Raw genomic sequence first — 247 nt, 5'->3', positions numbered from 1 at the left:
ACTATTGAGTTCTCAAACAACAGACACACCCGGCACCACCACAACCACTTTCAAGGCCGCGGCTCGCTCCGGAGCAACTTTCCAAACTTACCCGATCTCCGGAAGCTTTGCAAACCAGCGTTTCCGCGATTCCCAGCTCCCACAAACCAGCCCCACCCAAAACCGGCACGCTCAAAAGCGAACCATTTTCAGGCCGTTCATCAAGGGGGGTTGGCCGCTATCTTTCCGCATCAGCGGCGGCGACTCA

The 247-nt window shown here is 56.7% G+C and carries 1 protein-coding gene; it reads left to right on the top strand.

All coding sequences use genetic code 11. The features are described from left to right. Window positions 1–247: hypothetical protein (locus AC5RWA_RS21625; RefSeq protein ID WP_494059016.1), on the top strand; the 247-nt coding region annotated here is incomplete at both ends.

The sequence above is a fragment of the Arthrobacter sp. 210 2 genome (assembly GCF_059093025.1).
Note: the sequence above shows the minus strand (reverse complement) of the source record. Positions and strands in the feature narration are given on the sequence as shown.